The organism is Campylobacter concisus (genome assembly GCF_002913225.1).
GTDB classification, from domain to species: domain Bacteria; phylum Campylobacterota; class Campylobacteria; order Campylobacterales; family Campylobacteraceae; genus Campylobacter_A; species Campylobacter_A concisus_J.
Genome location: NZ_PPAW01000015.1, coordinates 143,102 through 169,269, shown reverse-complemented (window position 1 = coordinate 169,269; position 26,168 = coordinate 143,102). Strand labels below are relative to the sequence as shown.

The 26,168-nt window shown below is 39.8% G+C and carries 27 protein-coding genes and 1 pseudogene; 12 read left to right on the top strand and 16 right to left on the bottom strand.

All coding sequences use genetic code 11. The features are described from left to right. Positions 1-49: 49 nt before the first annotated feature. Both fdhF and rpsO read right to left on the bottom strand, forming a co-directional pair. On the bottom strand, positions 50-2,326 hold the full coding sequence (gene fdhF / locus CYP26_RS10600; protein ID WP_346311040.1) for a formate dehydrogenase subunit alpha: 2,277 nt from the start codon (positions 2,324-2,326) through the stop codon (positions 50-52). Positions 2,327-2,686: 360 nt separating this feature from the next. Beyond that, entirely contained in the window at positions 2,687-2,959 is a 273-nt protein-coding gene (gene rpsO / locus CYP26_RS03305) for a 30S ribosomal protein S15 (RefSeq protein WP_004317763.1), read from the bottom strand. A 146-nt stretch (positions 2,960-3,105) separates the two neighbouring features. Here rpsO and CYP26_RS03300 point away from each other — a divergent pair. The 7 genes and pseudogenes from CYP26_RS03300 to CYP26_RS03270 all read left to right on the top strand — a co-directional run bounded on the left by CYP26_RS03300 (position 3,106) and on the right by CYP26_RS03270 (position 9,614). Beyond that, a pseudogene (locus CYP26_RS03300) lies at positions 3,106-3,510 on the top strand (Rrf2 family transcriptional regulator). A 2-nt stretch (positions 3,511-3,512) separates the two neighbouring features. Beyond that, a complete protein-coding gene (flhA, locus tag CYP26_RS03295; protein ID WP_103630355.1) occupies positions 3,513-5,708 on the top strand; it encodes a flagellar biosynthesis protein FlhA in 2,196 nt (731 codons plus the stop codon). Positions 5,709-5,717: 9 nt separating this feature from the next. Further along, entirely contained in the window at positions 5,718-6,743 is a 1,026-nt protein-coding gene (locus CYP26_RS03290) for a DHH family phosphoesterase (protein ID WP_103630354.1), read from the top strand. Next, entirely contained in the window at positions 6,740-6,967 is a 228-nt protein-coding gene (locus tag CYP26_RS03285) for a hypothetical protein (protein ID WP_002942640.1), read from the top strand. Before CYP26_RS03290 ends, CYP26_RS03285 begins: the two co-directional genes overlap by 4 nt. Before the next feature lie 9 nt (positions 6,968-6,976). Beyond that, complete coding sequence (locus CYP26_RS03280; protein WP_103630353.1) at positions 6,977-7,387, top strand: tetratricopeptide repeat protein; 411 nt, start codon at positions 6,977-6,979, stop codon at positions 7,385-7,387. 17 nt (positions 7,388-7,404) lie between these two features. Continuing rightward, entirely contained in the window at positions 7,405-8,334 is a 930-nt protein-coding gene (locus CYP26_RS03275; protein WP_002942659.1) for an aspartate carbamoyltransferase catalytic subunit, read from the top strand. A 2-nt stretch (positions 8,335-8,336) separates the two neighbouring features. Continuing rightward, positions 8,337-9,614 carry a dihydroorotase gene (locus tag CYP26_RS03270; protein ID WP_021084352.1) on the top strand — a complete coding sequence of 426 codons (1,278 nt, stop codon included), beginning with the start codon at positions 8,337-8,339 and terminating at the stop codon, positions 9,612-9,614. An 88-nt stretch (positions 9,615-9,702) separates the two neighbouring features. Here the strand turns inward: CYP26_RS03270 and CYP26_RS03265 are convergent, their stop codons facing one another. The 7 genes from CYP26_RS03265 to CYP26_RS03235 all read right to left on the bottom strand — a co-directional run bounded on the left by CYP26_RS03265 (position 9,703) and on the right by CYP26_RS03235 (position 15,567). Then, on the bottom strand, positions 9,703-9,876 hold the full coding sequence (locus CYP26_RS03265; protein ID WP_258031388.1) for a hypothetical protein: 174 nt from the start codon (positions 9,874-9,876) through the stop codon (positions 9,703-9,705). Positions 9,877-10,243: 367 nt separating this feature from the next. After that, positions 10,244-10,954 (bottom strand): 3-deoxy-manno-octulosonate cytidylyltransferase, encoded by a 711-nt coding sequence (gene kdsB, locus CYP26_RS03260; protein ID WP_103630352.1) that lies wholly within the window; start codon positions 10,952-10,954, stop codon positions 10,244-10,246. Next, the gene (gene thrC, locus CYP26_RS03255) at positions 10,951-12,414 is read right to left on the bottom strand and encodes a threonine synthase (RefSeq protein WP_103630351.1); all 1,464 of its coding nucleotides are present in this window, start codon (positions 12,412-12,414) and stop codon (positions 10,951-10,953) included. Before thrC ends, kdsB begins: the two co-directional genes overlap by 4 nt. Next, positions 12,411-12,725: a divalent-cation tolerance protein CutA gene (cutA, locus tag CYP26_RS10670; RefSeq protein ID WP_103578738.1), complete on the bottom strand. Its 315-nt coding sequence runs from the start codon at positions 12,723-12,725 to the stop codon at positions 12,411-12,413. The genes thrC and cutA overlap by 4 nt, the downstream gene beginning before the upstream one ends. A gap of 50 nt (positions 12,726-12,775) precedes the next feature. Further along, entirely contained in the window at positions 12,776-13,696 is a 921-nt protein-coding gene (locus CYP26_RS03245) for a tetraacyldisaccharide 4'-kinase (RefSeq protein ID WP_103630350.1), read from the bottom strand. After that, complete coding sequence (locus CYP26_RS03240; RefSeq protein WP_103620621.1) at positions 13,689-14,819, bottom strand: DegT/DnrJ/EryC1/StrS family aminotransferase; 1,131 nt, start codon at positions 14,817-14,819, stop codon at positions 13,689-13,691. The genes CYP26_RS03245 and CYP26_RS03240 overlap by 8 nt, the downstream gene beginning before the upstream one ends. Before the next feature lie 10 nt (positions 14,820-14,829). Then, positions 14,830-15,567, bottom strand: coding sequence for an NAD+ synthase (locus tag CYP26_RS03235; protein WP_103630349.1), 738 nt, complete (start codon positions 15,565-15,567; stop codon positions 14,830-14,832). A 120-nt stretch (positions 15,568-15,687) separates the two neighbouring features. Between CYP26_RS03235 and CYP26_RS03230 the strand changes: the two genes are divergently transcribed. Beyond that, positions 15,688-16,290: an MBL fold metallo-hydrolase gene (locus CYP26_RS03230; protein WP_103630348.1), complete on the top strand. Its 603-nt coding sequence runs from the start codon at positions 15,688-15,690 to the stop codon at positions 16,288-16,290. A 137-nt stretch (positions 16,291-16,427) separates the two neighbouring features. Here the strand turns inward: CYP26_RS03230 and dnaK are convergent, their stop codons facing one another. The 3 genes from dnaK to CYP26_RS03215 are packed head-to-tail and all read right to left on the bottom strand — an operon-like array spanning position 16,428 to position 19,664. After that, positions 16,428-18,299 (bottom strand): molecular chaperone DnaK, encoded by a 1,872-nt coding sequence (dnaK, locus tag CYP26_RS03225; protein ID WP_103630347.1) that lies wholly within the window; start codon positions 18,297-18,299, stop codon positions 16,428-16,430. 31 nt (positions 18,300-18,330) lie between these two features. After that, positions 18,331-18,873: a nucleotide exchange factor GrpE gene (grpE, locus tag CYP26_RS03220; RefSeq protein WP_009294121.1), complete on the bottom strand. Its 543-nt coding sequence runs from the start codon at positions 18,871-18,873 to the stop codon at positions 18,331-18,333. Continuing rightward, entirely contained in the window at positions 18,870-19,664 is a 795-nt protein-coding gene (locus tag CYP26_RS03215) for an HrcA family transcriptional regulator (RefSeq protein ID WP_103630423.1), read from the bottom strand. The genes grpE and CYP26_RS03215 overlap by 4 nt, the downstream gene beginning before the upstream one ends. A 368-nt stretch (positions 19,665-20,032) precedes the next feature. Here CYP26_RS03215 and CYP26_RS03210 point away from each other — a divergent pair, with 368 nt between their 5' ends. The 3 genes from CYP26_RS03210 (at position 20,033) to CYP26_RS03200 (ending at position 20,883) form a co-directional block, all read left to right on the top strand. Continuing rightward, positions 20,033-20,278, top strand: coding sequence for a DNA-binding protein (locus tag CYP26_RS03210; RefSeq protein ID WP_009294123.1), 246 nt, complete (start codon positions 20,033-20,035; stop codon positions 20,276-20,278). Next, the gene (locus CYP26_RS03205; protein ID WP_103630346.1) at positions 20,279-20,458 is read left to right on the top strand and encodes a hypothetical protein; all 180 of its coding nucleotides are present in this window, start codon (positions 20,279-20,281) and stop codon (positions 20,456-20,458) included. Between the two features lie 272 nt (positions 20,459-20,730). Then, on the top strand, positions 20,731-20,883 hold the full coding sequence (locus CYP26_RS03200; RefSeq protein ID WP_258031386.1) for a hypothetical protein: 153 nt from the start codon (positions 20,731-20,733) through the stop codon (positions 20,881-20,883). A 165-nt stretch (positions 20,884-21,048) separates the two neighbouring features. On the opposite strand, the gene dsbD is transcribed toward CYP26_RS03200, so the two are convergent. Then, complete coding sequence (dsbD, locus tag CYP26_RS03195) at positions 21,049-22,776, bottom strand: protein-disulfide reductase DsbD (RefSeq protein WP_103630345.1); 1,728 nt, start codon at positions 22,774-22,776, stop codon at positions 21,049-21,051. A gap of 107 nt (positions 22,777-22,883) precedes the next feature. Between dsbD and ppk2 the strand changes: the two genes are divergently transcribed. Then, entirely contained in the window at positions 22,884-23,693 is an 810-nt protein-coding gene (gene ppk2, locus CYP26_RS03190; RefSeq protein WP_002942696.1) for a polyphosphate kinase 2, read from the top strand. A gap of 54 nt (positions 23,694-23,747) precedes the next feature. Here ppk2 and CYP26_RS03185 read toward each other — a convergent pair whose 3' ends face one another. From CYP26_RS03185 to CYP26_RS03175, 3 genes are all read right to left on the bottom strand, one after another. Further along, a complete protein-coding gene (locus CYP26_RS03185) occupies positions 23,748-24,179 on the bottom strand; it encodes a trehalose-6-phosphate synthase (RefSeq protein WP_103630344.1) in 432 nt (143 codons plus the stop codon). Positions 24,180-24,293: 114 nt separating this feature from the next. Further along, on the bottom strand, positions 24,294-25,613 hold the full coding sequence (locus CYP26_RS03180; RefSeq protein ID WP_103630343.1) for a major outer membrane protein: 1,320 nt from the start codon (positions 25,611-25,613) through the stop codon (positions 24,294-24,296). 290 nt (positions 25,614-25,903) lie between these two features. Continuing rightward, the gene (locus tag CYP26_RS03175; RefSeq protein ID WP_035142306.1) at positions 25,904-26,143 is read right to left on the bottom strand and encodes a hypothetical protein; all 240 of its coding nucleotides are present in this window, start codon (positions 26,141-26,143) and stop codon (positions 25,904-25,906) included. Positions 26,144-26,168: the final 25 nt, after the last annotated feature.

The following is a 26,168-nucleotide window of genomic DNA, read 5'->3' as shown; positions in this document are numbered from 1 at the left end:
ATAATGAAATTTAATAGTAAAGAAATTTAGCGGGAGTTACCCGCTAAATTTACTCATTTATCGCTGCGTTTCCGTGGTGGTGGAAGTCATCGTAGATGATCTTAGAAGTTTGGAATTTCTCGCGTTTTAGCTCGCGAACTCGTAAAAATTCCTCTTCATCGATCTTTTTGATCTGGATAGCTGCTTTAAATGTCGGAGTCTTGCTGATGTAGTCCCAACCGCTGCTTGTTAGCTCGTTGCAAGAGCTCTCCCAGTAGTGGAAGGTCATCTGGATGATGCCATCAGGCACGATGTCAGTCACTTCAGTTTTTACGACGATGTAGCCGTATCTACTCCAAGCTTTGATGAAGTCGCCTTGTTTTAGCCCGTATCTTTCTGCAAGCGCTGGGCTCATCTCAGCGATAGGTCCGATGCTATCTCCGCCCTCTTCGATGGCGCGTGAGCGTCTTGTCATGGTGCCAACGGTGTATTGATAAACCTTTCTTGTAGTTAAAAGCTGTATCGGATACTCAGCGTCAGTCTTCTCATCGACTGAACCAGCCATGATAGGATACTCTGGTGACATATTCATCTTCTTAGCAAACTCAAGTTTTGCGCTCTCGATCTCATCAGCCTTATCCACAAATAAGCAAGGCACAAAGCGGCCTTTGCCATCAGGTGTAAAGAATTTCTTATCAAGATAGAGGCTCTGACCGCCCATATCATCTTCAGTTGGGCATGGCCAGTGAAGTCCGTGATATTTTTTAAGTCTATAATAGCTCATGCCGCCGTAGCGTCTAGGGTCGCATTTTCTAACTTCTTCCCAAATTTCTTCTGGTGAGCTAAAATTAAAACCCTCAGTTGCGCCCAAACGGCGTGCGATCTCACAAACGATCCACCAGTCTTGTCTAGCATCGCCTGGAGGTGTGATAACCGCTTCGTTGTGTTGGACACGGCGCTCTGCATTTGTGTAAAGACCCTCTTTTTCGCTGCTTGCCACGCCAGGGAGAACGACGTCAGCTTTTAGTGATGTTTCAGTTAAAAATAGGTCTTGAACCACGTAGAAATCGACATTTGCGATGCCTTTTAAGAAGTGGTTTGTATTTGGCTCAGAGATGACTGGGTTTTCGCCGATAGTCCAGAAAAAATGCACTCTGCCATCAAGGATCGCATCAGGCACTTCAGTTTTATGGATGCCTATCTTTGAGTTTAAAAATCCAGGTTCTAGGTGCCACATTTTCTCAAACCAAGCTCTTTGCTCTGGGTCGGTGACTGAGCCAAGATTTGGGAAGATATTTGGTAAAACACCCATGTCGCAGCAGCCTTGAACGTTCTCTTGACCTCTAAGTGGCAAGTCGCCTGTGCCAAGCTCGCAGATATTACCAGTGATCAAAAATAAATTTGATACGTCACAAACTCCGCCAACGCCGTGGTTGAAGTGAGTTACGCCCATGCCGTGAGTGATGACGGCTGGTTTTGTGGTGGCATACATTCTAGCAGCTGCTCTGATATCCTCTGGATTTAGCCTTGTGTATTTCGCTACAACCTCTGGGGCATAGTCTTTTACGGCTTCTTTAACGTACTCGATGCCTATTGTGTGATCTCTTACAAATTCTTCATTTACAAGGCCTTCTTCGATGATAGTGTAAAGAAGTGCGTTGATAACTGGGATGTTGTGCTCAGGCTCTAGCTGCAAATGGATGTCGGCTCTACTTGCAAACTCGGTCTTGATAGGGTCGATAACGATCAGTTTTGCGCCGCGGTTTAGCGCTCTTTGGATGTGCATAGCTGCTATTGGGTGGCCATTTTCTGGGTTTGAGCCTATCATTAATATACAGTTACTATAAACTCCGATCTCTGTAAAGCTATTTGTGGCAGCTCCGTTTCCGATTGTTTTAGCAAGTCCTGCTACTGTCGGAGCGTGTCAAATTCTAGCGCAGTGATCGACGTTATTTGTGCCTATGACTGCACGCATTAGCTTTTGAGCGACGTAGTTGTCCTCAAGCGTACAGCGTGCTGAGAAGTTTCCTGCTAGTGAGTCAGGGCCGTATTTCTCTTTTGCCTCTTTCATCTTTTCTACGACAAGATCAAGCGCCTCGTCCCAGCTAGCTTCTTCAAATTCACCATCCTTTGAAAAGACTCCGTTTTTCTTTCTAATAAGCGGCTTTGTAAGTCTGTCTGGACTTGCAACGTAGTCCCAGCCATAAAAGCCCTTTAAACATAAATTTCCTTGATTGACTGGATTGTCTTCGACGCCAGTAGCGGCACGAACGACGTTGTTTTCCACGTGCAAGGTTACTTGACAGCCTGTCCCGCAATAAGGACAGATGACTTTGCCTTCTTTCATCACTTTCTCCTTCTAATTATGCATTTTTTGCATATTTATTTTGAGTAATATTACTAGCGCGAAACTTAATCTTTTATGAAAAATTCTTTATTTAAAAAATAAATTTTAATTTTAAGTTATATTTTATATAAAAATTAAAAAGCCGAATATATAGGAATTTAAAAAATATGCTAAATTTGCAGAAATTTCTAAAATTTATCAAATAAGAAATAAATTGTGTAAATTTGACACATAAGCTGAAAGATGAAAAATTAAATTTAAATTGAGTTTGAGGCAAGATGTTTAAACTATAAAAATAAAGAGAAATTTTGTAAAGTAAAAAGTGAAATTTAAAGGGAGAGCAGATCGCTCTCCGTGAGATTATTTATCTCTTAAGCCAAGCTCAGAGATTAGTTTTGAATATGTAGTGTAGTCTTTGTTTTTAAGATACTTTAAAAGTCTTTTTCTTTGACCAACTAGTTTCAAAAGACCTAAACGTGATGAAAAGTCTTTTTTGAAAATTTTAAGGTGTTCTGTAAGTTCAGTTATTCTAGCTGTTAAAAGAGCTATTTGAACTTCTGGAGAGCCTGTATCTCCCTCTTTTCTAGCGAATTTCGCAACTATTTGAGCTTTTTTAGCCGAATCCAAAGCCATGATGACCTCCTGATTGGTGAATTTTGGAAGAGCGATTATAGCATTTAAAACATAAAGTTAGATAAAATTACGCTTTTTAAAAATTAATGAAAAATGCAGTAAAAATTTAATAGAATTAGGGCTATTTAAAGAGTTAAGGAAGATAAATGCTTTTTACAAAGGCAAGCGAATACGCTCTACTTTCGCTTATTTTAATATCTCAAAAATCATCGCCAGTTGATGTCGATACGATCTCAAATGAGCTTAAAATTTCAAAAAGCTTTCTGGCAAAAATTTTACAAAATTTAGCAAAAGATGGAGTTTTAAAGTCATTTAAAGGAGCAAATGGCGGTTTTGCACTAAACGGCGAACCTGAAAATTTAAGTATAAAAAAGATAATAGAATGCGCTGAAAAACGCGAACTAAGCGTCTTTTAGTGCTCATCTTCAGCCCTTGGTTGCCCGTCAAACAAAGCCTCAAGCTGTCAAATTTGGTCGATGTTTAGCGGCCTTCAAGGCAAGATCGACGAGATGCTTGACGCGATCAAATTAAGTGACATCGTTAAGAAGTAAAGTTGGCAAAGCAAAAAAATAATATTTTGACTCTTGTCGCACCGTTTCTTGCGCCAATTGTCAAATTTAAAAGTCTTAGCATCGTTGGCATCATTGTTGCCATCCTTGCTATCATCATCGTGCCGCTTCCAAGTGCGGTCCTTGACTTTTTCTTGGCACTTTCGATCTCGATTTCGGTGCTTATTATTTTGATCTCGATCTACGTGCCAAAACCAACTGACCTTAGCACGTTTCCGACGCTCATTCTCATCATCACGCTTTTTCGCCTCTCGCTAAACATCGCAACCACGCGTATGATCTTAAGCGAGGGTCACAACGGCCCAGAAGCGGTCAGTGAGATCATCTCAAGCTTTGGAAATTTCGTCGTTGGTGGCAACTTCGTCATCGGCACCATCGTCTTTTGTATCTTGGTGCTCATAAATTTCATGGTCGTAACAAAGGGCTCGACCCGTGTGAGCGAGGTGCAAGCTCGTTTTACACTTGATGCGATGCCAGGCAAGCAAATGGCGATAGATGCGGACCTAAACGCAGGTCTAATAGACGAAAAAACGGCGCGCGAAAGACGTCAAGCCATCATCGGCGAGGCAAATTTCTACGGAGCGATGGATGGTTCGTCTAAATTTATAAAAGGTGACGCCGTAGCCGGTATCATCATCACTATCATAAACATCATCGGCGGCTTTGCTATCGGCTCGTTTCAGCACGGCCTTGATATGGCGACATCGGCTCAGTACTACACGATCCTAACTATCGGTGATGGCCTAGTTAGTCAGATCCCAGGACTTATCACTTCAACAGCGACTGCCATCATCATCACAAGGGCTAGCAAAGACGATGAGGACTTTGCAGAAGGCACGCTAAATCAGCTCTTGGGGGATTATAAAACCTTGCTGATAGTAGGCTTCATACTATTTATGTTTGCCCTTGTTCCAGGACTTCCGACGCTTTCGCTTGGCTTTATAGCACTGCTATTTTTGGGGCTTGGCTACATCATCAAGCAGACCAAAGATGGTGGGCTAAATTTAAACCTTGCGCCAAAAGAAAAAGCAGCTGGCAAAAAAGCTGGCGGCGCTGCGCCAAGCGGGACAGGGGCAGCAGCTGCGAGTGGTGGGGCTGCTAAGGCGCCAAAGAAGAGCGACGAAGAGATCGCAAGAGAAGAAGAGACAAAGATAAATGATATCTTAAAGCTTGAAATTTTAGAGCTTGACCTAGGATACGGCCTATTAAAGCTAGCTGATGTTGATCTAATCGAGAGAATTCGCGCTATGAGGCGAAATATCGCTTCAAGTCTTGGCTTTTTGATGCCAAAGATAAGGATCCGCGACAACCTTCAGCTACCACCAAACGAGTACCGCTTCAAACTAAAAGGTATCATCATCGGTCAGGGAGAAATTTATGCGGATAAATTTCTAGCGATGGATAGCGGACTAGTGAGCGAGGATATCGAGGGTATTCCGACAAAAGAGCCAGCTTTTGGGCTAGACGCTCTTTGGATCGATGCTAGCGTCAAAGAGGACGCCATACTTAGTGGCTACACGATAGTTGATCCTGCAAGCGTCATCTCAACGCACATGAGCGAGCTTATCAAGCAAAACGCAGCCGAACTTCTAACTCGCCAAGAGACGCAAAATTTACTAGACAAACTAAAGATCGACTACCCAGTCGTGGTCGAGGATACGCTAAGGATCGCACCTATAAATTTGATCCAAAAGGTCTTAAAAAGGCTGCTTAAAGACAATATCCCGATCAAAGACCTACTTAGCATACTTGAAGCCATCAGCGACATCGCTGAGGTTAGTAAAAACTTAGACATGATCATCGAGCACGTGCGTGCAGCACTTTCGCGTGTCATCACTTCGCTTTATGTAGATGAAAAGGGGCAGCTAAATTTCTACATCCTAGACACTGCCGCACAGCAAAAGCTCATGGATGCGGTGCAGTATAAAGACGGCGCATATCACTTGATGATAAACGTGGCGCAGACATCATCTATCGTGCAAGCACTTAGGCGTGAAAAAGAGAAGCGACCGATGAGCCAGCACGGAGAAATGGTGCTTTGCGTGGAGCCAAGCTTACGCAAATTTATAGCAAATATCTGCGCAAATTTCGCCATCGACATAGTGGTACTAAGTTTTGCTGAGATCTCGGCAAATACGCCATTTGAAACGGTTGGCGTCATAGAAATAGAAAATTTATAAAGGAAAAAGATGAAAATTTATCACCTCTCACACACCGATCTTGACGGATACGGCGCGCAATACATAACAAATTTTTACTTCAAAGATGTGAAATTTTTAAACTCAAACTACGGCAGAGAGATAGATGATAAATTTGCTCAAATTCTATCTGAGATAGATGCTTCAAATGATGATAAAAACGTCATTTTGATCACCGATCTAAATTTAAGCCTAGCTCAGTGCGAGAGCTTTGAGGAGATGATAGATGGTAAAAATATAAAGCTATTTTTGCTAGATCATCACCAAAGTGGTGCCGAGTGCGCGAGCGCTTACTCATGGTATTTTTTAGATAGCTCAAGGTGCGCCACAAAGATCACTTACGACTTTTTTGCGGGTATTTTTGGTCAAAACAAAGAGCTTGAAATTTTTAGTGACGTCGTAAATGCCGTGGATATCTGGCTAAAAGATGATAAAAATTTCGAGATGGGTAAGGTCTGCTTGGGGCTTGTGGCAAACGCCAAAGAGATAAATAAGGTGATGTTTGAAGCTGAAAATAACCTCTATATGGATCACATCTTAAAAGAAGCGAGCAAATTTTTTAACGAGAAAAACGACTATATCGGACTTGACATGCAGGTGCATGCCATTAAAAAGTCATTTTTCAAAGAGAATAAGGACGATACGCTAAGCAATCTGATCTCAAACTACGTCGTAAAAAAACTTAGTGAAAACAAAGATAAATTTAGCATCACTTATAAAGATCATAAAGGAATTTTGACCTACAATGTCGGCAATGTTTCGGTTATCGGCAACGACTTTTTAGTGGCAAATCCTGAATTTGACTTTTTTATCGACGTGACAAATAAAAAAACGCTAAGCTTTCGCGCAAATGGCAAGCTTGACGTTAGCGCCATGGCAAAACACCTAGTTGGCGGCGGCGGACACGTCAATGCAAGCGGCGGGCTCTTTGCAAATTTCAAAGATGGCTTTAGCTATGAGCCGATCAAGGCGCAGATAGTTGATCTGATAACTAAAAAAACACAGGAGGAGATATGAAAGAAGAAGAGGTAAGCGTAGAGGAGCTTAGCTACGAGCTTAGCATGGTGCTTGAGGCGATGTTTTACTATGCTGGCGTGAAAAAAGACAAGCTTGAAGAGGCGGCAAATCTCTATGTTGAGTGCATCGACGATGCGTTAGAAAACTCTGACGCTAGCGGTAGCGACGAGGTTATAGAGATAGTTGAATATATGAAAAAACACCATCCAAAGTTATTTAAATAAGGAGAAAATATGAAGAAAATTTTAGTTTTTGCAGCGGCACTTTTTGCGTTAAATGCTATGGCAAATGAAAATTTAGACAAGGCAAATGAGCTTTATGCAAAGAAAAATTTTAACGAGGCCTATCTTGCGTTTAACAAAGCTTGCGGTGAGGGCGAGAAAAAAGCTTGCACGATGAATGCGATCATGCTATTTAACGGCGATGGCGTGGCAAAAGATAGAGCTCAGGCTGAGAAAATTTTTACGAAAATGTGCGATGAAAACGAGGGTATGGCCTGCGAAAAACTAGGCGAAATGACAGCTTATGGCCTTATAAAAGGCAAAGACGATAATGAAGCAAAAAGCGAAGAGAAGGCAAAAGCTTTGTTTAAAAAAGCTTGCGACAACGGCTACAAACCAGCTTGCGACTTTGTAACAAAATAGATCAAAAAGGGCTTAAAATGGGCTACAAACATAAAGATTTGATAGGAACTAGAGAGCTTAGCAAGGAAGAAATTTTATATTTTCTAGAGGCGGCGAAAGAGTTTAAGGAGCTAAATTTAAGCCAAGTGAAAAAAAATGACTACCTTCGTGGAAAGACCACGATCAACGCATTTTATGAAAACTCGACTAGAACTAGAACATCCTTTGAGATCGCGGCAAAGAGGCTTGGAGCTGACACGATAAATTTTAGCTCATCAAGCTCGAGCGTAACAAAGGGCGAGAGCCTAAATGACACGATGAACAACATGGCTGCTATGAGAACTGATATCATCGTGCTTCGCCACCCAAGCTCTGGAGCGGCGAAATTTGCAGCTGATAGGACAGAAGCTAGCGTCGTAAATGCAGGAGATGGCACAAATGAGCACCCAAGCCAAGCTCTGCTTGATCTTTTCACACTAAGAGAGCATGGCAAAATTTTGGATAAAAATTTAAACGTGGCGATCATCGGTGACATCGCTAGAAGCCGCGTGGCAAGGTCTGACATCTGGGCGATGAAGAAATTTGGCATAAATTTAAAGCTATTTGCACCAAGGATGATGATGCCAAAAGATGCTGAGGTATTTGAGTCTCAAATTTGCAAAAATATGGAGGAGGCTTGCGAGGGCAGCGACGTCATCATCATGCTTCGCATCCAGCTAGAGCGTGGCGGTGCGGACGTGGCATTTCCAAGCTCGAGAGAGTACTCGAAATTCTTTGGACTAAATAAAAATAGGATAAAGCTAGCAAAGCCTGATGCGATCGTGCTGCACCCAGGACCGATAAATAGGGGCGTGGAGTTAAATTCAGACGTGGCTGATGGCACGCACTCAGTCATACTAAATCAAGTTGAAAACGGCGTTGCTATAAGAATGGCGATACTAAATACGCTTGCAAAAAATAGGGGCTAACGATGAAAATAGCAATAATTAACGGCACTATCGTAAATAGCGACGAGAAATTTAAGGCAAATATCCTAATAGAAAACGGCAAAATAGCCAAAATCGGAAGTGAGAAATTTGAGGCTGATAAGGTCATAGACGCTACAAATAAGCTTGTCATGCCAGGACTTATCGACATGCACGTGCATTTTCGCGATCCTGGTCAAGAGTATAAAGACGACATCATCTCAGGCTCGCAAGCGGCTGTGGCTGGAGGAGTGACCACCTGCCTTTGCATGGCTAACACAAACCCAGTAAATGACAACGCCTCGATCACAAGAGCGATGATAGAAAAGGCTAAAAACTGCGGGCTGATCGATCTTTTGCCAATCGCTGCTATCAGCAAAGGGCTTGGTGGCAACGAGATCGTTGAAATGGGTGATCTTATAGAGGCTGGAGCAGTTGCATTTAGTGATGACGGCCTACCAGTGACTAGCTCAAGCGTGATGAGAGCGGCACTTGAGTACTCAAGCATGTTTAATAGCTTTTGTATAAGCCACTCAGAGGACTGCTCGCTTTGCAGGCAGGGCGTCATGCACGAGGGCAAGGTCTCAGCCATACTTGGACTTCGCGGCATGGCAAGGGAGAAAGAGGAGATCGCAGTGAGCCGTGATATGCTGCTTGCAAAACTCACCAAAGCGCACATCCACATCGCTCACGTAAGCTCAGAGTACTCGCTAAAGATCATCGAAATGGGCAAAAAAGAGGGCATAAACATCACTTGCGAGGCGACACCTCACCACTTTAGCTTTAGCGACGATGAAATTTTGAAAAATGCCTACGATACAAATTTCAAAATGTCACCGCCACTTCGTGAGATAAGCGACGTAAAAGCGGTAAGAGAGGCGCTAAAAAGCGGACTTATAGATGTTATCGCTACCGATCATGCGCCGCACCACACAGATGAAAAGATAGTGGAATTTGATAAGGCGCCATTTGGTATCATCGGACTTCAAACACTTGTACCACTCACTCTTAAACTCGTAAATGAGGGAGTTATAAGCTTAGAGCGCATGGTAGAGCTAACATCTACAAACGCAGCTAAGATGCTAAATTTAAAAGATAAAGGCAGACTTGCTGAGGGCATGCTAGCTGATATCGCGGTGATAGACCCTGAGATCGAGTACGTTTATGACGAGAAGATAAACCGCTCAAAATCGGTAAATTCTCCACTCTTTGGCAAAAAGCTAAAAGGCGCAGCGACTACTACTATAAAAAGTGGCAAGATCGTTTATGAGTTTGGAAAATAATCTAAATTTGCTCGTGCTTGCGGGCAAATTTGGTTTAGATGCTTTGAGATATAAAATTTGCTAGAAATTTCTAGCAAATTTTAGTTTTTTATGAGTTATATTTTTTAACGATACCGCGAACTACTTTTTTGATAAAAAGCGCAGAGGCGACTTCGCAGTGCTCTCTTGTAGAGTGAGGTGAATAGATGTTTGGTCCAATAGAACATGCAATAAGACCCGCTTTTTTCTCCAAAAGCACTCCACACTCAAGGCCTGCATGCACAGCTGTTATCCTTGCATTTGGCTTATAAATTTTAAAACATGCCAACAAATAGAAATAGAAGCTAAATTTAGCTTTGCACCAAGGTAGCAACGCAACTAAAATTTAACCAATTTTTTGCCAAACAACGTGCGGACAAGACCACGAGATCAAAAAAACTTCAGTCAAGTTTGCAATTTAGAACATCTCAGCAAATAGACAAAATTATTCAAATAAATTGAAAAATATGAAGTTTGCAGTAAATTTAAACCAATAACAGGGCTAAATTTAGCTAGACCACAAAATCAAAGACAAAAAATCAGCCAAACCATTACCCAATTTAGGTTTTGCTCTGCGGCAACCAAAACGCCCAAACAGAGCAAATTTAGGTTCATTTGCCAAATTTAGCTAGCGCTCTTTGGTAGTCCTCTTCGCTGTCGATACCGATACTTTGGCTTTTAACCTCTAGCATCGCTATCTTTTTGCCATTTTCTAGGGCGCGCAGCTGCTCGAGCTTCTCGGTGTTTTCAAGGCTTGAAGGTAAGAGGCCACAAAACTCTTTTAGGCTCTTTACACTGTATCCGTAGATGCCAAGGTGCGCCTTGTAGTTTTTGCACTCGCTTCTGTTAAATGGTATCCTCGATCTTGAAAAGTAAAGCGCATAGCCCTCAAAATCGGTCACCACTTTGACTAAATTTTTATCATCAGCAAACTCATCGTCCATCTTTTTGTAGCAAGAAAACATAAATGCTTTCCCCTTGTTTCGCTCGCAAAATGCCCTAAATTTAGCGATATTTTCAGGCTCGATAAATGGCTCGTCGGCTTGCACGTTTATGATGATCTCGCTCTCACTTAGCCCCAAAATTTGCGCCGCTTCGTTTATCCTATCAGTGCCACTTTGATGATCTTTACTAGTTAGCACCGCTTTTATGCCGTGAGCCTTGGCGATACCAAGCACGCTTGGCTCATCCACCGCAACCGCCACATCGTCCACGCCACTTACCCTAAGAGCCGTCGCCACAAACATCGGCACGCCGTTTATCTCTTTTAAAATTTTATTACTAAACCTTGTTGAGGCAAGGCGGGCTGGGATGATTATCATCGCTCGATCCATTCTAGGACGCACTTTTCGATCTCGTCCTCTTTTATGATGTTTTTATGCAAAATTTTCGCGCTAAATAGCGAGTTTATCGAGCTTGGCACGCTGTCATTTAAGATTTTAGCGGTCTTTGCTAAGGCGTCTTTTTCATCTTTTATATCTTTTATCTGGCACGCTTTGATCATGCTTGGCGTAAATTTCACCCAGTGCGCGGTCGATGTGATGACGCTTACTCGGCTAGCCTCCACCATTTTAAAGCAAGTAGCCGTATGCGGATCAATCGCGTAGCCGTCCTTTGCGAGCTTTGCGATATATGCCTCGCACTCTTTATCATCGCACCAGCTAGCCTCAAAGTCCTCTTGTAGCGCTTCAAGCTCTTGTTTGCTAAGCTTATAAAATTTATTTTTAGCAAGGCTTTGCATGAGCTCGTTGGTTCTAACGCTACCAAATTTATAAAATAGCAAGCGCTCGACGTTTGAGCTTATCAAAATGTCCATGGCTGGGCTTATTGTCTTAACCAGCTTTTTGTCTCTGAGGTCGTAAACGCCGGTCGTAAAAAACTGCGTCAAGATGTTGTTTGCGTTTGAGGCGATCTTGATCTTGCCGATCTTTGCGCCCATTTTTTTAGCGTAATACGCCCCAAGAGCGTTGCCGAAATTTCCACTTGGCACGATGATGTCAAAGCTCTCGTTTGCTTTAAGTGCCTTTTGCTTTAGTAAATTTGCGTAGGCATAGGCGTGATAGATGATCTGAAAGAGAATTCTGCCAAAATTTACCGAGTTTGCCGCGCTTAGTTTAAGACGCTTTTTCTTAAGCTCGGCCTTAAATTTATCATTTGCAAGCAGCGTTTTTAGCGCCCTTTGAGCGTCGTCAAAGTCGCCTTTTATGCCAAAAACCTTTAAATTTTTACCCTGCATGGTCTGCATCTGAAGCTTTTGAACCTCGCTCGTGCCGCCATCTGGATAGAGGCAAACGACCTTTATATTTTCATCATTTGCAAAAGTCTGAAGTGTCGCAGGGCCTGTGTCACCGCTAGTTGCGCACATGATAAGGTATCTTTCGCTCCTTTCCTTTGCTAGCTGGCTAAGCAGCGAGCCAAAAGGCTGAAGCGCCATATCCTTAAATGCCCTAGTTGGGCCGTGATAGAGCTCATTTACGTATAAATTTTTATCTATTTTTTTAAAAATGACTGGGTGCTTTGGATCATCAAAGCTTGCATATCTCTTAAGAGCTTTTTTGAAAAACGCCTCTGGCACATCAAATTTAAATAGCGATATGATGTGAAGTGCGAGCTTTTCGTAGCTTAGGCTTGAGAGCTCTTGCCACTTTGCCCTTGTTATCTTTGGTAACTTCTTTGGCGCGTAAAGTCCGCCGTGAGCGGAGCTTGGACTAAGCATGGCTGTGCTTAAATTTACGTTTTTTACCTTTTCATCTTTTACGCTTCTAGTTGGTGTTAGTCTCATTTTTTGCCTTTTTTGGTTGATTTTTTTATCCAATTTTCATATTTTTTAAAAACCTCTTTTGGCTTAAGTGCCAAAATTTCTGGGGTTTCGTAGCTGTGGTGCTTTCTTATAAATTTAGCTACTTTTTTAAATTTTGCGTCCGTTTTTATGAGTAAAATTTGCTCTTTTTCATCACAAAGCTTCTCTTGCCAAAGATAAATGCTCTTTGCGCTAAAGCTACTCACGCAAGCTGCAAGTCCCTTTTTCACGAGCTTTTTGCTTAGTTTTTTTGCCTCTTTTTTCTTTGCGACTGAGGTGATTAAAATTCTCATTTTGACCTAAATTTTCCTTTTAAAAAGTGGCTCATTATAACAAAATGGGCTTAAATTTGCTGCGCCAAAACCTTTTTAAACTCCTCGCTTAGCGTAACTTCAAGCGTGATAAGCGATACTCTCAGCCCAAAATCCTTTACCTTTACATAGTCCTTTTGCGTCATCAAAAGCGAAGTGGCACCGTAACTTTGCAAAATTTCACTTAGCTCTTCTTTTGAAAAGTCGTAGTGATCAGGGAAAAAGACCTGCCCCACGCACTCGCTAAAAAATGCTTCAAGGCGGGCTGGGTTTGCTATGGCGGTTACTAGTACCATTTTTTCGCTTTTATTTAAAATTTCGCTCTTTCTAAAGTGAGTTTGCCCCTCACGTGCGATGAAATTTGCAAATTTATAAAAGCTAAATGGATATCTATAAGCCCCGCTTGGCAGGCAAAGCTTTAGCTTTGGCTCTGGGTTTGGGCGCACCAAAATGTCAAATTTGGCTATATCAAATTTAGAAAATCCATCATCCAGCAAGATATACTTTGCGCCATGCTTTTTGGCGTAGTTTATAGCTACTTTTCTATCTTCACTAACGATGACGTTTGCGTTTTTTAGGCTTGTGGCGTATATCATCGCTTCATCGCCGCTCGCTGCAACGTCAAGTAAAATTTCGCCATTTCGAGCGACTACCTGCATGCCCTTGCTCTTTCTTTTATAGCCTCTAAGCACGATAAATGCGCCCTCATAATTTTTAGCGATAGCGACGCAAAGTGGGGTCTTGCCGCTTCCTCCAAGGGTTAAGTTTCCAACGCTTATTATCTTTATGCCAAACTCTTTTTTTTGCGCGATAAATTTCTTGCAAATAACGACAAAAGCGTAGACAAGACTTAGTGGCAGAAGTAAAAATGCTAGTAAAATTTGAAAGAAATTTGGGCGAAAGAAGTAGTCATTCGCCCAAGAGTGTAAAAGGATGTTAAATTTCTTAAACACGAGATTTAGAAATTTCTTTCACCGTGCTGCAGATGTATTGCACCTCTTCGTCGCTCAAACTATGATAGATAGGTAGCGACAAGACTTGTTGATATGTCTTTAGAGCATTTGGGAAGTCATTTACTTTAAGCGAATATTTATTTTTATAATAGCTTAGCAAATGTATCGGTATGTAGTGCAGCGAAGTGTGAATTCCACGCTCCAAAAGCTCTCTAGCAAAGCTGTCGCGGTTTTTATTTATCTTGATGATGTACTGAGTGTAAATGTGCTCGCGTTTTTTGACTGGAGTTGTGATGTTGTGACACTCTTTAAGCTCTTTATCGTAAATTTCAGCGATCTTTTTTCTACGTTTTATAAGCTCGTCTGTCTTTTCAAGCTGAGCGATAGAAAATGCCGCATTTATCGAGTTTATGTCATATTTTAAACCGATATCAACAACGTCATAGATGTAGCTTAAACTACCAAATTTATCTATACCATTTACAAGGGCATAGTTACGAAGTAGTTTTGCTTTTTTATAGACCTCTTCGTCATTTGTTGTGAAAAATCCAACTGTTGAGATAGGATTTTGCACGCGTGAGTTTGTCTGAAAGCATGACAAAAACGAGTCTGAACCAACCTTTTTGCCGTTATATGTAAGACCTATGCCTCGGTTTGCATCATCTAAAACGACGATGCCATATTTTTCGCAGATAGCCTTTATCTCATCAAGCTTAGCACTTTGTCCAGCGATGTGTGAGATGAAAGCACACTTTAGTTTTTTGTGATTTTGCTCTTTTAGCACCTTTTCAAGGGCTTCTGGGCTGATGTTAAAGTCCTCTTCATCGATATCGACAAATATAGGCTCAGCATCAAAATGTCTAACTGCTTGAGCCACGCTAGGGAAGGCATTTACCGAGCAGATGACCTTATCGCCGCGCTTTGTGTCCATCGCACTTAGCGCTAGATGGTGCGCTGCTGCGATGTTGTTTGTAGTGATAACAAATTTAGCACCAAAGTACTCTTTTAGCTTTTCTTCAAATTTAGCAACTGTATCAGTGGCATTTTCAGAATGCAAAGCCTCTTCGATAAGCTCACTTTCGCGCTCAGTGATAGTTGGTTTGTAAAACGGAATTTCTCTCATCTTTAATCCTTTAAATTTTCACTATCAACGGCATTTGTCGTTTAAACCTGTTTGAAACAACTCTATTTTCTATATCCAAGACCGCTTTTGATCCAAATTTTTTGATGGCTTGCTCCTTGTTATTTTCTAAATTTTGTAAAATTTCATCGATGACAGCGTAGCTATAACCTATGTCGCCCTCGTCACTTTGCCCATCCCAAAGATCAGCAGAAGGCGCTTTTTTGATAAAAATTTCATCAACACCAAGATGTTTTGCAAATTCAAAAATTTCACTCTTATAAAGCTCACCGATAGGGTTTATGGCACATGCCAAGTCCCCAAATATCGTGCCATAGCCAAGCATAAGCTCACTTTTGTTGCTTGTGCCGATGACTAGAGCGTTTATACTAGATGAATAATCATAAAGCAAGCTCATTCTAACTCTAGCTGCTAAATTCCCTTTTCTTAAATTGCTTAAATTTGCATCTATCGTTTCGTAAAAGGCATTTAAAATGCCCTCTATGGATAAAACCTTGTATTTTATGTTTAATTTTTCGCATAAATTTAAGGCGTCATCCATATTTTGTCTGTTTGATGATGCTGTCGGCATGATGAGTGCATGAGTTTCATCTGGTTTTGCTCTAGCACAAAGTGTCGCAACCACAGCAGAATCAATACCGCCACTTACGCCTAATAGTAGCTTTTTACCTTTAGTTTTATCTTTTAAGCTAAAAACTAAGGTTTCTTCTATTTTTTGATACCCCTTCATTGTCCCTTTGCCTAAATTTGCTTCCTTTTGCAAAAATTATACTAATTAAATTTAAAATTTTTCTTTAAGTTTAAGTAAAAAGATGCAAATATTTAAGAAATAATAAATTTAAGGTAAAAAATGAGAGTAATGCATAAAAATTTTGGCGATTTTGGGACAAATTGCTACATCGTTACCAAAAATGGCTCAAGTTTGGTGATAGATCCAGGCGACGGCGCAAAAGAGTGGGTTTTGCAAAATGCACAAAATTTAAAGGCGATACTTTGCACTCATGGACATTTTGATCATATTTACGACGTGAGCGAGCTAAAAAATGAGCTAAAAATCCCAGTTTATATCAATAAATTTGATGCTTTTATGTGTGAGAGTGACATTTTTGGCTATATGAAAAATACCTTTGTGCCAGACATTTTAGTTGATGGCGATGAGAGCTTTGCGGTGGGTGACTTTTCTTTTAAATTTCACCATTTCCCAGGGCATACACCAGGTTGCTCGATGATAGAGATAGAAGACGCGATCTTTAGTGGGGATTTTTTATTTAAAGGTAGCATCGGGCGCTGGGACTTTCCATATTCAGATAAAAATGAGATGCTAGAAAGCTTAGAAAAATGTAAAAATCTAAAGGGCGACTTCGCACTTTATCCAGGACACGGCGAAGGCAGCACGCTAAAAGCCGAGAAACAAGAGCTTGATAGGTGGATAGAGATCGTAAGAAGGTCTTAAATTTTTAGACGCGGCTAAATTTTAAAAATTTATACTTTTCATCTTACAAGATGATGTAGCAAGCGTGTATTAAAAAGTGTTTATAGGTTTAAATTTATAAGCTAAAAGAGCAAGGCAAGTGCCCTGCTCTCTTTGTCTTATTCAACTTCAGCGTCTATTACGTCGTCGTCTTTTTTATTGCCACCGTTTGCACCAGCGTTTTCATCTTTTTTATACATAGCTTCTGCAAGTTTGTGGCTAGCTTTGCTTAGAGCTTCTACTTTTGCATCGATCTGCTCTTTTGAAGAGTTTTCGTCTTTTAGAACCTCTTTTAGATCATTTAGCGCAGCTTCGATGTTGCTTCTATCATCGGCTGGGACTTTCTCGCCAAGCTCGCTCATGCTCTTTTCAGTTTGATGAACAAGCGCGTCTGCTTGGTTTCTAGCTTCAACTGCATCTTTGCGTTTTTTATCCTCTTCTTTGTGAAGCTCAGCATCTTTTACCATACTATTTATCTCATCTTCGCTAAGACCGCTTGATCCTGAGATAGTGATGTTTTGGGCTTTGCCAGTAGCTTTATCTTTTGCTGAAACGGTTAAAATTCCGTTTGCGTCGATGTCAAATTCAACTTCTATTTGAGGCACGCCTCTTGGAGCTGCTGGGATACCCTCTAAGTTGAAGTTACCAAGTGATTTGTTATCCCTTGCAAACTCACGCTCGCCTTGTAAAACCATGATAGTAACGGCACTTTGGTTATCTTCTGCAGTTGAGAAAACTTGACTTTTCTTAGTTGGTATAGTTGTGCCTTTTTCGATGATCTTAGTCATCACGCCGCCAAGTGTCTCGATACCAAGGCTAAGTGGAGTAACGTCAAGAAGTAGCACGTCTTTTACGTCGCCTTTTATAACCGCACCTTGGATCGCAGCACCGATAGCTACGACTTCATCTGGATTTACGCTCTTATTTAGCTCTTTGCCAAATGCCTTTTTAACCTCTTCTTGAACAAGTGGCACACGAGTTGAACCACCGACCATTACGACCTCTTTGATGTCACCCTTGCTTAGACCTGCATCTTTGATGACTTCATTTATCTTAGTGATAGTCTCGCCCACAAGTGAGTCGATCATGCCTTCAAATTTAGCGCGAGTTAGCTTTTTGACAAGGTGTTTTGGGCCAGTCGCATCAGCTGTGATAAATGGTAAATTTATCTCAGTCTCTTGAGCTGAGCTTAGCTCTTTTTTAGCATTTTCAGCGGCTTCTTTTAAGCGTTGAAGTGCCATGATATCGCCTTTTAGATCGATACCAGTTTCATTTTTAAACTCACTTACTAGCCAGTCGATGATCTTGTTATCAAAGTCATCACCACCTAAGAATGCATTACCGCCAGTTGCCAAAACTTCAACGATGTTATCGCCAGTTTCAAGCACTGTAACGTCAAATGTACCACCACCTAGGTCATAAACTAAAATTTTCTCAGCATCTTTTTTATCAAGACCATAAGCAAGTGCCGCAGCTGTTGGCTCGTTGATGATACGAAGCACGTTTAGACCAGCGATCGTTCCAGCTTCTTTTGTAGCCTTTCTTTGGCTATCGTTAAAGTATGCAGGCACTGTGATAACCGCGTCTGTCACGCTCTCGCCAAGGTATGCTTCAGCGTCTTCTTTTAGTTTGATAAGAATTTTTGCTGAAATTTCTTGCGGAGTATAGACCTTGCCAGCGATCTCAACCGCGCAAGCGCCATTTCTATCTACAACATGATATGGTAAGCGAGCCTTTGCCTCTTCAGCATTTTTTTCATTGCTCATCAAACCCATGATACGTTTGATAGAATATATCGTTTTTTCAGGGTTTGTAACTGCTTGACGTTTTGCAACATCACCTACTAAAATTTCACCTTTGTCCGTAAAAGCAACAACAGATGGAGTTGTGTTTTTACCCTCTTTGTTTGGGATAACCTTGCTCTCGCCGCGCTCAAAAACGCTCACACAAGAGTTTGTTGTACCTAAGTCTATACCTATAACTTTTGACATATTTTTCCTTTATTAGATTTATTTTTTAAATTTAGTTTGCCACACTGACCATAGCTGGGCGCAAAACCCTACCATTTATCATATAGCCTTTTTGTAAAGCTTGCACGATCTGACCGCTTTGCTTCTCCTCACTATCGACCCTTAAAACGGCATTATGCACATTTGGATCAAACTCGGCATCAGTTGCGATCTCGCTCACGCCATGCTTTTCAAAACATTTCTTAAACTGATTTATCGTTATCAAAATGCCCTCTTTGATCTTTTTAGCAAATTCATCATCCTCTGGGTCAAAATTTGCAGCGATCTCGAGCGCATCGATGACTGGTAGCAAGTCCCTTGCAAATTTCTCATTTGCATAGCTTGCAACGTCTGCTTTCTCTTTTTCATAACGCTTTTTGATATTTTCAAACTCAGCATTTGCTCTGTAATATTTATCAGTGATCTCGCCAAGCTCTTTTTCGAGCTTCTCAACTTTTGAGATATCGCCAAGTGCGTCTAAATTTACGCTATCGCTAGCTGCCTCTTGCACAGGCTCGACCTCAGGCAGATTTTGCTCTTTTACCTCTTCGCTCACGCGGCCTCCTTTATTAGATTTATAAATTTCACATAATCAGTATAAACACTGCCAGCGCAGATCATCTGCGCCTCGCTACCAAGGTAGTTTGCTTTAAATTTAAGCCCCATGTAATTTTCATCAAACATAGGAGAAAATGTAAGTTCTTCATCCATCTGCAAGCTAAAACTTGGGTCAAAAACCATCTTAAAGCGTCTATCCTTAAACATATCAAAGGCTAAAATTTCATTTTCTTGGAAGTAAATTTTAGTTCTTTTAAGCTCTCTTATCTTGTTTTTTAGTTCGCTTAAGCCAACTTGAGAGCAGATAAGCTCAAGCTTGTCTAAACTAACTCCGATAAGGTTGTTTAAAAATTTATACATCCTAGCATCAAATTTGATAACGATCTCATCGCCACTAAAATTTAAAACCAGATACCTATCATTTAAATTTAAAATTTCTAGCAACTCCTTATCGATCGTGCCAAAAATCATACAATAAAGCTCAAATTTATCACAGAGCATCTTTAAGCTTCTTGGATCATTTATCTCTAAATTTATGTCGCTTTCAGCAAAAATTTCGCTCCAATATCTCCTCATCGCAGCAATAGTTGGGATCCTGCCGCCACTGATGTGAAGTTTTGTGATCTCACCCTCATCTGAAAGCTTTTTGAAATAAACACGTATCGTAGATGCTGGTATCGCCACGCTCATGCGAGAGCCAAGCTCGTTTGAGCCAATAGGCGCATTGTTCTGCAAATAGGCTTCAATGATAGAATTTAGTATCAAATCGCGTTTATTTGTTTTACTCACTTTTAGCACTCTTTCTTTTTAATTGCTAAGCGGATTATACAACTTTAGTTTATCAATGTCAAGTATATAAGTTAAAAAAATTTATTTATATATATTTAGCCTATATAACTAAACTTTTCTAATGCCTATATTATAAGCTTTGCGTAAAAAGAAATAAAATTTAAAACAAAATAAGAAATTTAACTTCAACATAAAAACCCGAAATTTCTAATTTTATTCAAAAATTTAAAAGATTTTTATACGTTTTAACGTATATTATAAATAATTTTTAGTATATTTAATACTTAATATTGATATTTATATACTATTTTATATTATTTATATAATATTTTAGGTATATTTAATGATAAATAACGTATAATTCTTCAATGATTGAAACAAGTGATATATTTAATTTGCTTCACAATGCAGTTGAGGCAAAAAATATCGGTAAGAAAATTTCACAAGCAAAAATGGCAGAGGATCTTGGCGTGCCGATGAGGACATATCAGGACTGGAGGCTTGGTAACTCAAAGCCGCAAGCTGCTGCTGCTGTTTGCAAACTGCTATGTGAGCTTGACGATGATGAAATATTATTTGTTGTCAATAAGATGAGAAAATTGCTAGGAAAATAGATGGAAAATTTAACACAAAAAGAGAGAATCGACCTTGAGAGCGTTTTTGCAGTCATTTGCACTAAAAAAGAGTCAAAAATTTTAGTTACCTACAAGGATCTATGCTCGGCTGCAGCTTCAAAATTTCATTTAGTTAAAAATAAGATCAAAAAAGTAAGAGAAAAGAGAGTTAAAATTTAGCCATTTTGGCTTTAAATTTAAGCGTTTTGATAAGGGCTATAAATTTAGGCTTTTATCAAAACAAATTTCATCCTACCTATTTATATAGGGTTTTGCTCCGCTTATCTTAACGAGCATCTATCTTAGCCACCAAAATATCTATAAATGGTGGCTTTAGTAGCCAAACGCAAATTTATCAAATTCAATGTCACTATCCTATTTTATCCGCTTCTTTATTGCGTATTCTTTTTACATTTATTATCTATAAACTTGGGGAGTTTTTTGCAAGGTCAATGAGTAAAGATGGACTAAATAGAATGGAGTTTGAAATTTCAGAGCTTGCAAAGGCGGTTGGCTTTCATGTTATTTCAAAAGATAGAAACCCAGCTTGGAAGCCTATAAATGATAAATTTGCAAGCGATATCTTAGATGAACTTAAAATTTAATAAATTTAAGATAATTTGCAAGTTTTGCTTTTGCGATTTTACTCACGCTGCCGCACGATATAAATTTACTTATTTGCTACATTTTTAGTTAGCTACAAGGTCTGCAAAGCCTAGAGAAATTTGGCTGATAAATTTACAAATCACAGCTAAATTTGCCACTAAAGTCTAAATTTTCTCAATCTTTGCTATGAAATTTTTAGCATTTATAAAGCCGATCGTTCTAAGTGATTTTTGCTCTTCACCGTTTTTAAAAAGTAGAAGTGCAGGCGGATCGATGAGCTCAAAATTTCTTAACATCTCATCATTTTGCACCCCGCCACTTGTCACGTCGATGCGAATAAGCGTAAAATTTGCCAAAGCATTTTTCACGCCAGCGTCCTTAAAAGTGATATGCTCTATCTCTTTGCAGCTCGCGCACCACTCGGCGTAAAAATCCACCAGCACTGGCTTGTTTGAGCTTTTTATCATCTCATTTAGCTCGTTTAAATTTTTAGCTTGTTTGAAATTTAGCTCGCTCTCGTTTTTGGCTAAATTTAGCCCAGAAAGCGGCGAAAATGCGTCTTTTGAGCCTAAAAATGCGCCAATTATTAGCATGAAAGAGTAGATAAAAGCTAGCATGCAAAGTGCTTTTTTAAATTTAGCCCAGCCGTTATTTGCTGCCTCAAACGCCCCAAGATAAATGGCTGCAAAGACGCCTATGACGCCATAACCAAGTAGCTCAAAAAACGCTCCAAGCACGCGTGCAAGGATCCAAACGGCCATGATGAGCATCAAAAATCCAAAGAGTTTTTTAACTTCATCCATCCAACCGCCAGGTCTTGGTAGGAGCTTGCCAGAGCTTAGCCCTATCACAAGAAGCGGTGCGCCCATGCCAAGCCCCATGACAAAGAGCATGATGCCCCCATAAAGTGCGTCGCCGCTTTGCGCTATGTAAAGAAGTGCGCCTGCTAGTGGTGCTGCCACGCAAGGCGAGACGATGAGCGCTGAGGCAAAGCCCATGATGAAAACGCCGATGAGACCTGAGCTGTTTTGTGACTTTTTGCTGATCAAGTTTTCAAATTTAGAGGGCAGCTTGATGTCGTAAAAGCCAAACATACTAAAACTTAAGATGACAAAAATGGTCGCAAATGCGCCGAGCACGTAGATGTTTTGCAAAGCCCCTGCGATGCCAAAGCCAAGTAGACTTGCTCCAACGCCAGCAAGCGCGTAAGCAAGGCTCATCGCAACTACATAAACTAGCGAAAGCAAAAAGCCTTTTTTAGCATTTAGACTGCCGCCCTTTGAGACGATGATGCTTGATAAGATCGGTATCATCGGGAATACGCAAGGTGTGAGCGAGAGTAGGAGGCCGTAGCCAAAAAATGTCGCAAGCGAGATAAAAAAGTTTTTGTTGCTTAGCTCATCGGCGATGCTTTGATCTTCTGAAAGCTCGGTAAATTCAGGATTGATTTCATCTTTTTGCTCTTTTTCAAAGGCTATGATGCTAAATTTGCCAAATTTCTCAAAGATGTCATAAATTTTAGTTTGTGGGCGGTAACAAATGCCATTTTTAGCGCAACCTTGATAGCTTAAATTTAGCCTAGCGTTGCCGTTTTTAAGATGCTCTTTTACTAAATTTAGCGGGATAAACAGTGAAAAATCTTTTGGGTAAATTTCGTATTCGCCAGCGTTTTCACTCTTTGGCATATTTAGCAAAGAATTTATCTTCTCTTCGCCAAGCTTAACCTCAAAGCTATCTTTATAAAGATAGATATTTTCACCAAATTTAAACTTGATCTCAACGCCTTGTTCGTCGATACTTGGGCTTAAAACAAATGCCTTGCTAACATCTAAAACCTCGGCAAAAAGTGAGCTTGCAAACAAAATAAGAGAAAAAATAAATTTAAAAAACATGCTAATCCTTGCTAAATTAAAAGAGATGATTTTAGTCTAAATTCTTAAATTTATTCTATTTTATAGTAAAATCGTGAAAAAGCGTGAAATTTTTAAAAGGAGCGATGATGTCAAAAGATAAAAAGCACCAAAAGAGCGATAAACTTGGCTATGAAGAAGAGCTAAGGCTGCTTCAGATAGAACTTTTAAAATTCCAAAATCATGTCAAAGACAAGGGGCTTAGGGTGCTCATGCTAATGGAGGGTCGAGACGCGGCTGGCAAAGGCGGCACGATAAAGCGCCTAACAGAACATTTAAATCCACGTGGTTGCCGTATCGTAGCGCTTACAAAACCAAGCGACGTCGAGAAGACGCAGTGGTACTTTCAAAGATATGTAACACATCTGCCAAGCGCTGGCGAGATAGTGATCTTTGATAGGAGCTGGTACAACAGGGCTGGGGTTGAGCCAGTGATGGGCTTTTGCACGCAGGCTGAGCATAAAGAATTTTTGCGTGAAGTGCCAAAATTTGAAGAGATGATCATAAACTCAGGCATCATTTTTTTTAAAATTTACCTCTCGATCACAAAAGAGGAGCAAAAAAAGCGCTTTAAAGAGCGTCTAAACGACCCGCTAAAGCAGTTTAAGATCTCTCCAGTAGATCAAAAAGCGCAAGAGCTTTGGGATCAGTACTCCATCGCCAAATACTCGATGCTACTTGCCTCTCACAACAGCATCTCGCCGTGGGTGATCGTCTCAAGCGACAATAAAAAAGAGGCAAGGCTAAATGTCTTTAAATTTATCCTAACTCATGTCGAGTATCCAAAAAAGATAGATGAGTATCTAAAATACGACAAAAGTGTCGTAAGAGATGGAAGCGAAGAGATCAAGCGCATAGAAGAGGGGTTAAATAAAGATAAGTTAAAGAGCATTGACTAAATTTATTTAGGCTTGGCTGTAAATTTTGTGCTTTAAATTTACGGTCAAGTTTTGCTAAAGCCACCACATAAGTTTTGCCAGAATGACCATTATCAGACAAAGCACAAGAGCTATGAGATGTGAAAATTTACCAAATGGATCTGGCTTTTTTAAGATAGTGACATTAAAAACAGAGATGAAAGTGATAAGGCACATTAGAAGCAAAACTGCGATCTTTGCTAGCAAAAGCTTTTGAAAGTTGCTCTGCCACCAACCATGATCACCTCCAAGATAGTCCTTTGCCATATATGCCCCGCTTATCAAAAGTAGCAAAAATGCCGTGCCAAAAACCTTTGCACTGCCTTTTGTGTAGGCTTTTTTGACAGCTTCAAGAGTTTGTGGGTTTATCGTTTTTTTGGCAAATGGATATATGCAAACATCAAAAAATACATATCCTATAAAGATAATGGCACAAACTAAATGCGTAATGAGATAAAAAAGATACATTTTTTGCCTTTTTTGTTTGGCATTATATAAATTTTATTGGTTATATTTGCTGATTTTGATTAAGTATTGAGAAGTCTAGAAGATCCGAGCGAAAGCTCGCTCGGATAAATGTTTTTAGAAGCTATATTTTGCTTCAAATCTGATACGATCTTGTTTGTAGCTTTCGCCGTCTTTTTTGTCTTTAGCAGCTGCATACCAAGAAAGGAATGTGAGTTTTTTGCTGTATTTATAGCTAGCATCAAGAGACCATTCGTTTCTTTTTGCTCTCTCTTTGCCAAGCGCATAGCTTGTACCTTTACCTTGAGTATATCCAGCACCAAAGCCAAATTTATCTATATCATATCCAGCATTAACAAACCAGTAGTCGTTGTTGCCTTTAATATTGTTGTAGTATTGTGCTCCACCAGCCATCACACCATTTAGGATTTTTGCTGGATTGATTAGATCGCCGTTTCCATCAAGTGTTACAAATGAAACTTTGTCTTTATTTTTTGCATCACTATTTTTGTTTTTAGCATCAAAGTCCAAATAACCAGCGTTAAATTTAGCACCAAATGCTTTTAGACCAGCTTGAACCGCCCAGAAATTTGCATCAGCTATATATTTGTGATCTGAGTCATTATGAACAAATTGACCTTTTAAGTTTAGGTTTACATCATCAGTAGCATTAAAGCTAACACCAGCTTCAGCACCATAAAGTGTAGCAGCCTCTTGAACATTTGCAATAGCAACTTTAAACGCTACTGGATCATAGCTACCAATTGCACCTAAGTAATAAATATTACCAGCGATATCACTCAAACCAGTTCCAAGCATTTTTAGTAATGGACCATTAATGTCTGGACTAACGTTTTTATATTTAGTATTGCCAAACGCATCTTTTTTTGCTAGTCCAGTTGCAGGATCAATGTCTATCTCTGCAGCATTGTCTATTGCATCAAATGCTGCTGCTGCTAGAGTAAGACCTGGGACATCGGTATTTATTACTTTTATACCTGTGCCTGCCACATCTTTGGCATCATAAAATGTGCCTAATTTTTGTTTACCAGCTGTAACGGTAGTATTGCCAGCTTTATAACCTAAATACATCTCATAAACGCCAAATGTTCCAGTTGTATTTGTTTTGTCTGTGCCAGCTCCTGCATTATCTCCTGAGCCATCTGTCGCTTCATATCTTAAATTTAAAACACCAAAGAAGTTATCATCTATTGCAGCTTTAAATGCTGTTTGCATTCTAAACACATGGCCAGCGTTGCTACCTTTTACAGTATTATTGACCTTTGAATTTTTAGTACTATCATTTGTATAACGATATCTTGCAAATCCTGAAAGATCTACGTTTTTTATAGCTTCTTCAAGTGGAGTTGCACTTGCAACACTTGAAAATGCACCTAAAGCAACCAAAGCAGCTAAGCTAACTTTTGTAAGTTTCATCTAAATCTCCTTTTGATAAAAATGTTTTGACAGGATATTATCATAGAAAATTAATTTTATAGCTTAAATTTCACTAAAATTTAAAAAAATTGTTACCGATCATTTACCAAAGTAAGATAATGAGATAAGATTTATCTTTAAAAAATTAAAAATTTATGTATTTTTTGAATAGTAAAATTACTTGAGCTTTTAGTTTTCATTTATATTTATAGAATTTAACGCGGAGTAACCTATAAAAATAAGACCAAAAACGAATATTGCAACAAGAATATAACCTAACATAAAAACTCCTATTTCTTTAAATCTCTAATTTCTTTCAATATCAATTTAATTTTACTATTCGTATATTTTATAAGTGATAATAAAATTATCTCAGCGAATGCAGCCAAAATAAAAAGAGGAATTGTATCTTGGAAAATTTTATAATTAGTAGCACACCATCCGCCAATAGCTATAAAAGTTGCAACAAAAATACCTAGCCAAAACTTTAACAATCCTAATCTCTCTTTTGCTTCGTCTAATTTTGGCATATCATTCCTTTTTTGATTTTAACTG

Coding starts and splice junctions, on each gene's coding strand:
- rpsO (WP_004317763.1), bottom strand. CDS start 2,959: ATGGCTTTGGATTCGGCTAAAAAAGCTCAAATAGTTGCGAAATTCGCT.
- CYP26_RS03290 (WP_103630354.1), top strand. CDS start 5,718: ATGAAAATTTATCACCTCTCACACACCGATCTTGACGGATACGGCGCG.
- CYP26_RS03285 (WP_002942640.1), top strand. CDS start 6,740: ATGAAAGAAGAAGAGGTAAGCGTAGAGGAGCTTAGCTACGAGCTTAGC.
- CYP26_RS03280 (WP_103630353.1), top strand. CDS start 6,977: ATGAAGAAAATTTTAGTTTTTGCAGCGGCACTTTTTGCGTTAAATGCT.
- CYP26_RS03275 (WP_002942659.1), top strand. CDS start 7,405: ATGGGCTACAAACATAAAGATTTGATAGGAACTAGAGAGCTTAGCAAG.
- CYP26_RS03270 (WP_021084352.1), top strand. CDS start 8,337: ATGAAAATAGCAATAATTAACGGCACTATCGTAAATAGCGACGAGAAA.
- kdsB (WP_103630352.1), bottom strand. CDS start 10,954: ATGATAATCATCCCAGCCCGCCTTGCCTCAACAAGGTTTAGTAATAAA.
- thrC (WP_103630351.1), bottom strand. CDS start 12,414: ATGAGACTAACACCAACTAGAAGCGTAAAAGATGAAAAGGTAAAAAAC.
- cutA (WP_103578738.1), bottom strand. CDS start 12,725: ATGAGAATTTTAATCACCTCAGTCGCAAAGAAAAAAGAGGCAAAAAAA.
- CYP26_RS03240 (WP_103620621.1), bottom strand. CDS start 14,819: ATGAGAGAAATTCCGTTTTACAAACCAACTATCACTGAGCGCGAAAGT.
- CYP26_RS03235 (WP_103630349.1), bottom strand. CDS start 15,567: ATGAAGGGGTATCAAAAAATAGAAGAAACCTTAGTTTTTAGCTTAAAA.
- CYP26_RS03230 (WP_103630348.1), top strand. CDS start 15,688: ATGAGAGTAATGCATAAAAATTTTGGCGATTTTGGGACAAATTGCTAC.
- dnaK (WP_103630347.1), bottom strand. CDS start 18,299: ATGTCAAAAGTTATAGGTATAGACTTAGGTACAACAAACTCTTGTGTG.
- CYP26_RS03210 (WP_009294123.1), top strand. CDS start 20,033: ATGATTGAAACAAGTGATATATTTAATTTGCTTCACAATGCAGTTGAG.
- CYP26_RS03205 (WP_103630346.1), top strand. CDS start 20,279: ATGGAAAATTTAACACAAAAAGAGAGAATCGACCTTGAGAGCGTTTTT.
- CYP26_RS03200 (WP_258031386.1), top strand. CDS start 20,731: ATGAGTAAAGATGGACTAAATAGAATGGAGTTTGAAATTTCAGAGCTT.
- dsbD (WP_103630345.1), bottom strand. CDS start 22,776: ATGTTTTTTAAATTTATTTTTTCTCTTATTTTGTTTGCAAGCTCACTT.
- ppk2 (WP_002942696.1), top strand. CDS start 22,884: ATGTCAAAAGATAAAAAGCACCAAAAGAGCGATAAACTTGGCTATGAA.
- CYP26_RS03185 (WP_103630344.1), bottom strand. CDS start 24,179: ATGTATCTTTTTTATCTCATTACGCATTTAGTTTGTGCCATTATCTTT.
- CYP26_RS03180 (WP_103630343.1), bottom strand. CDS start 25,613: ATGAAACTTACAAAAGTTAGCTTAGCTGCTTTGGTTGCTTTAGGTGCA.
- CYP26_RS03175 (WP_035142306.1), bottom strand. CDS start 26,143: ATGCCAAAATTAGACGAAGCAAAAGAGAGATTAGGATTGTTAAAGTTT.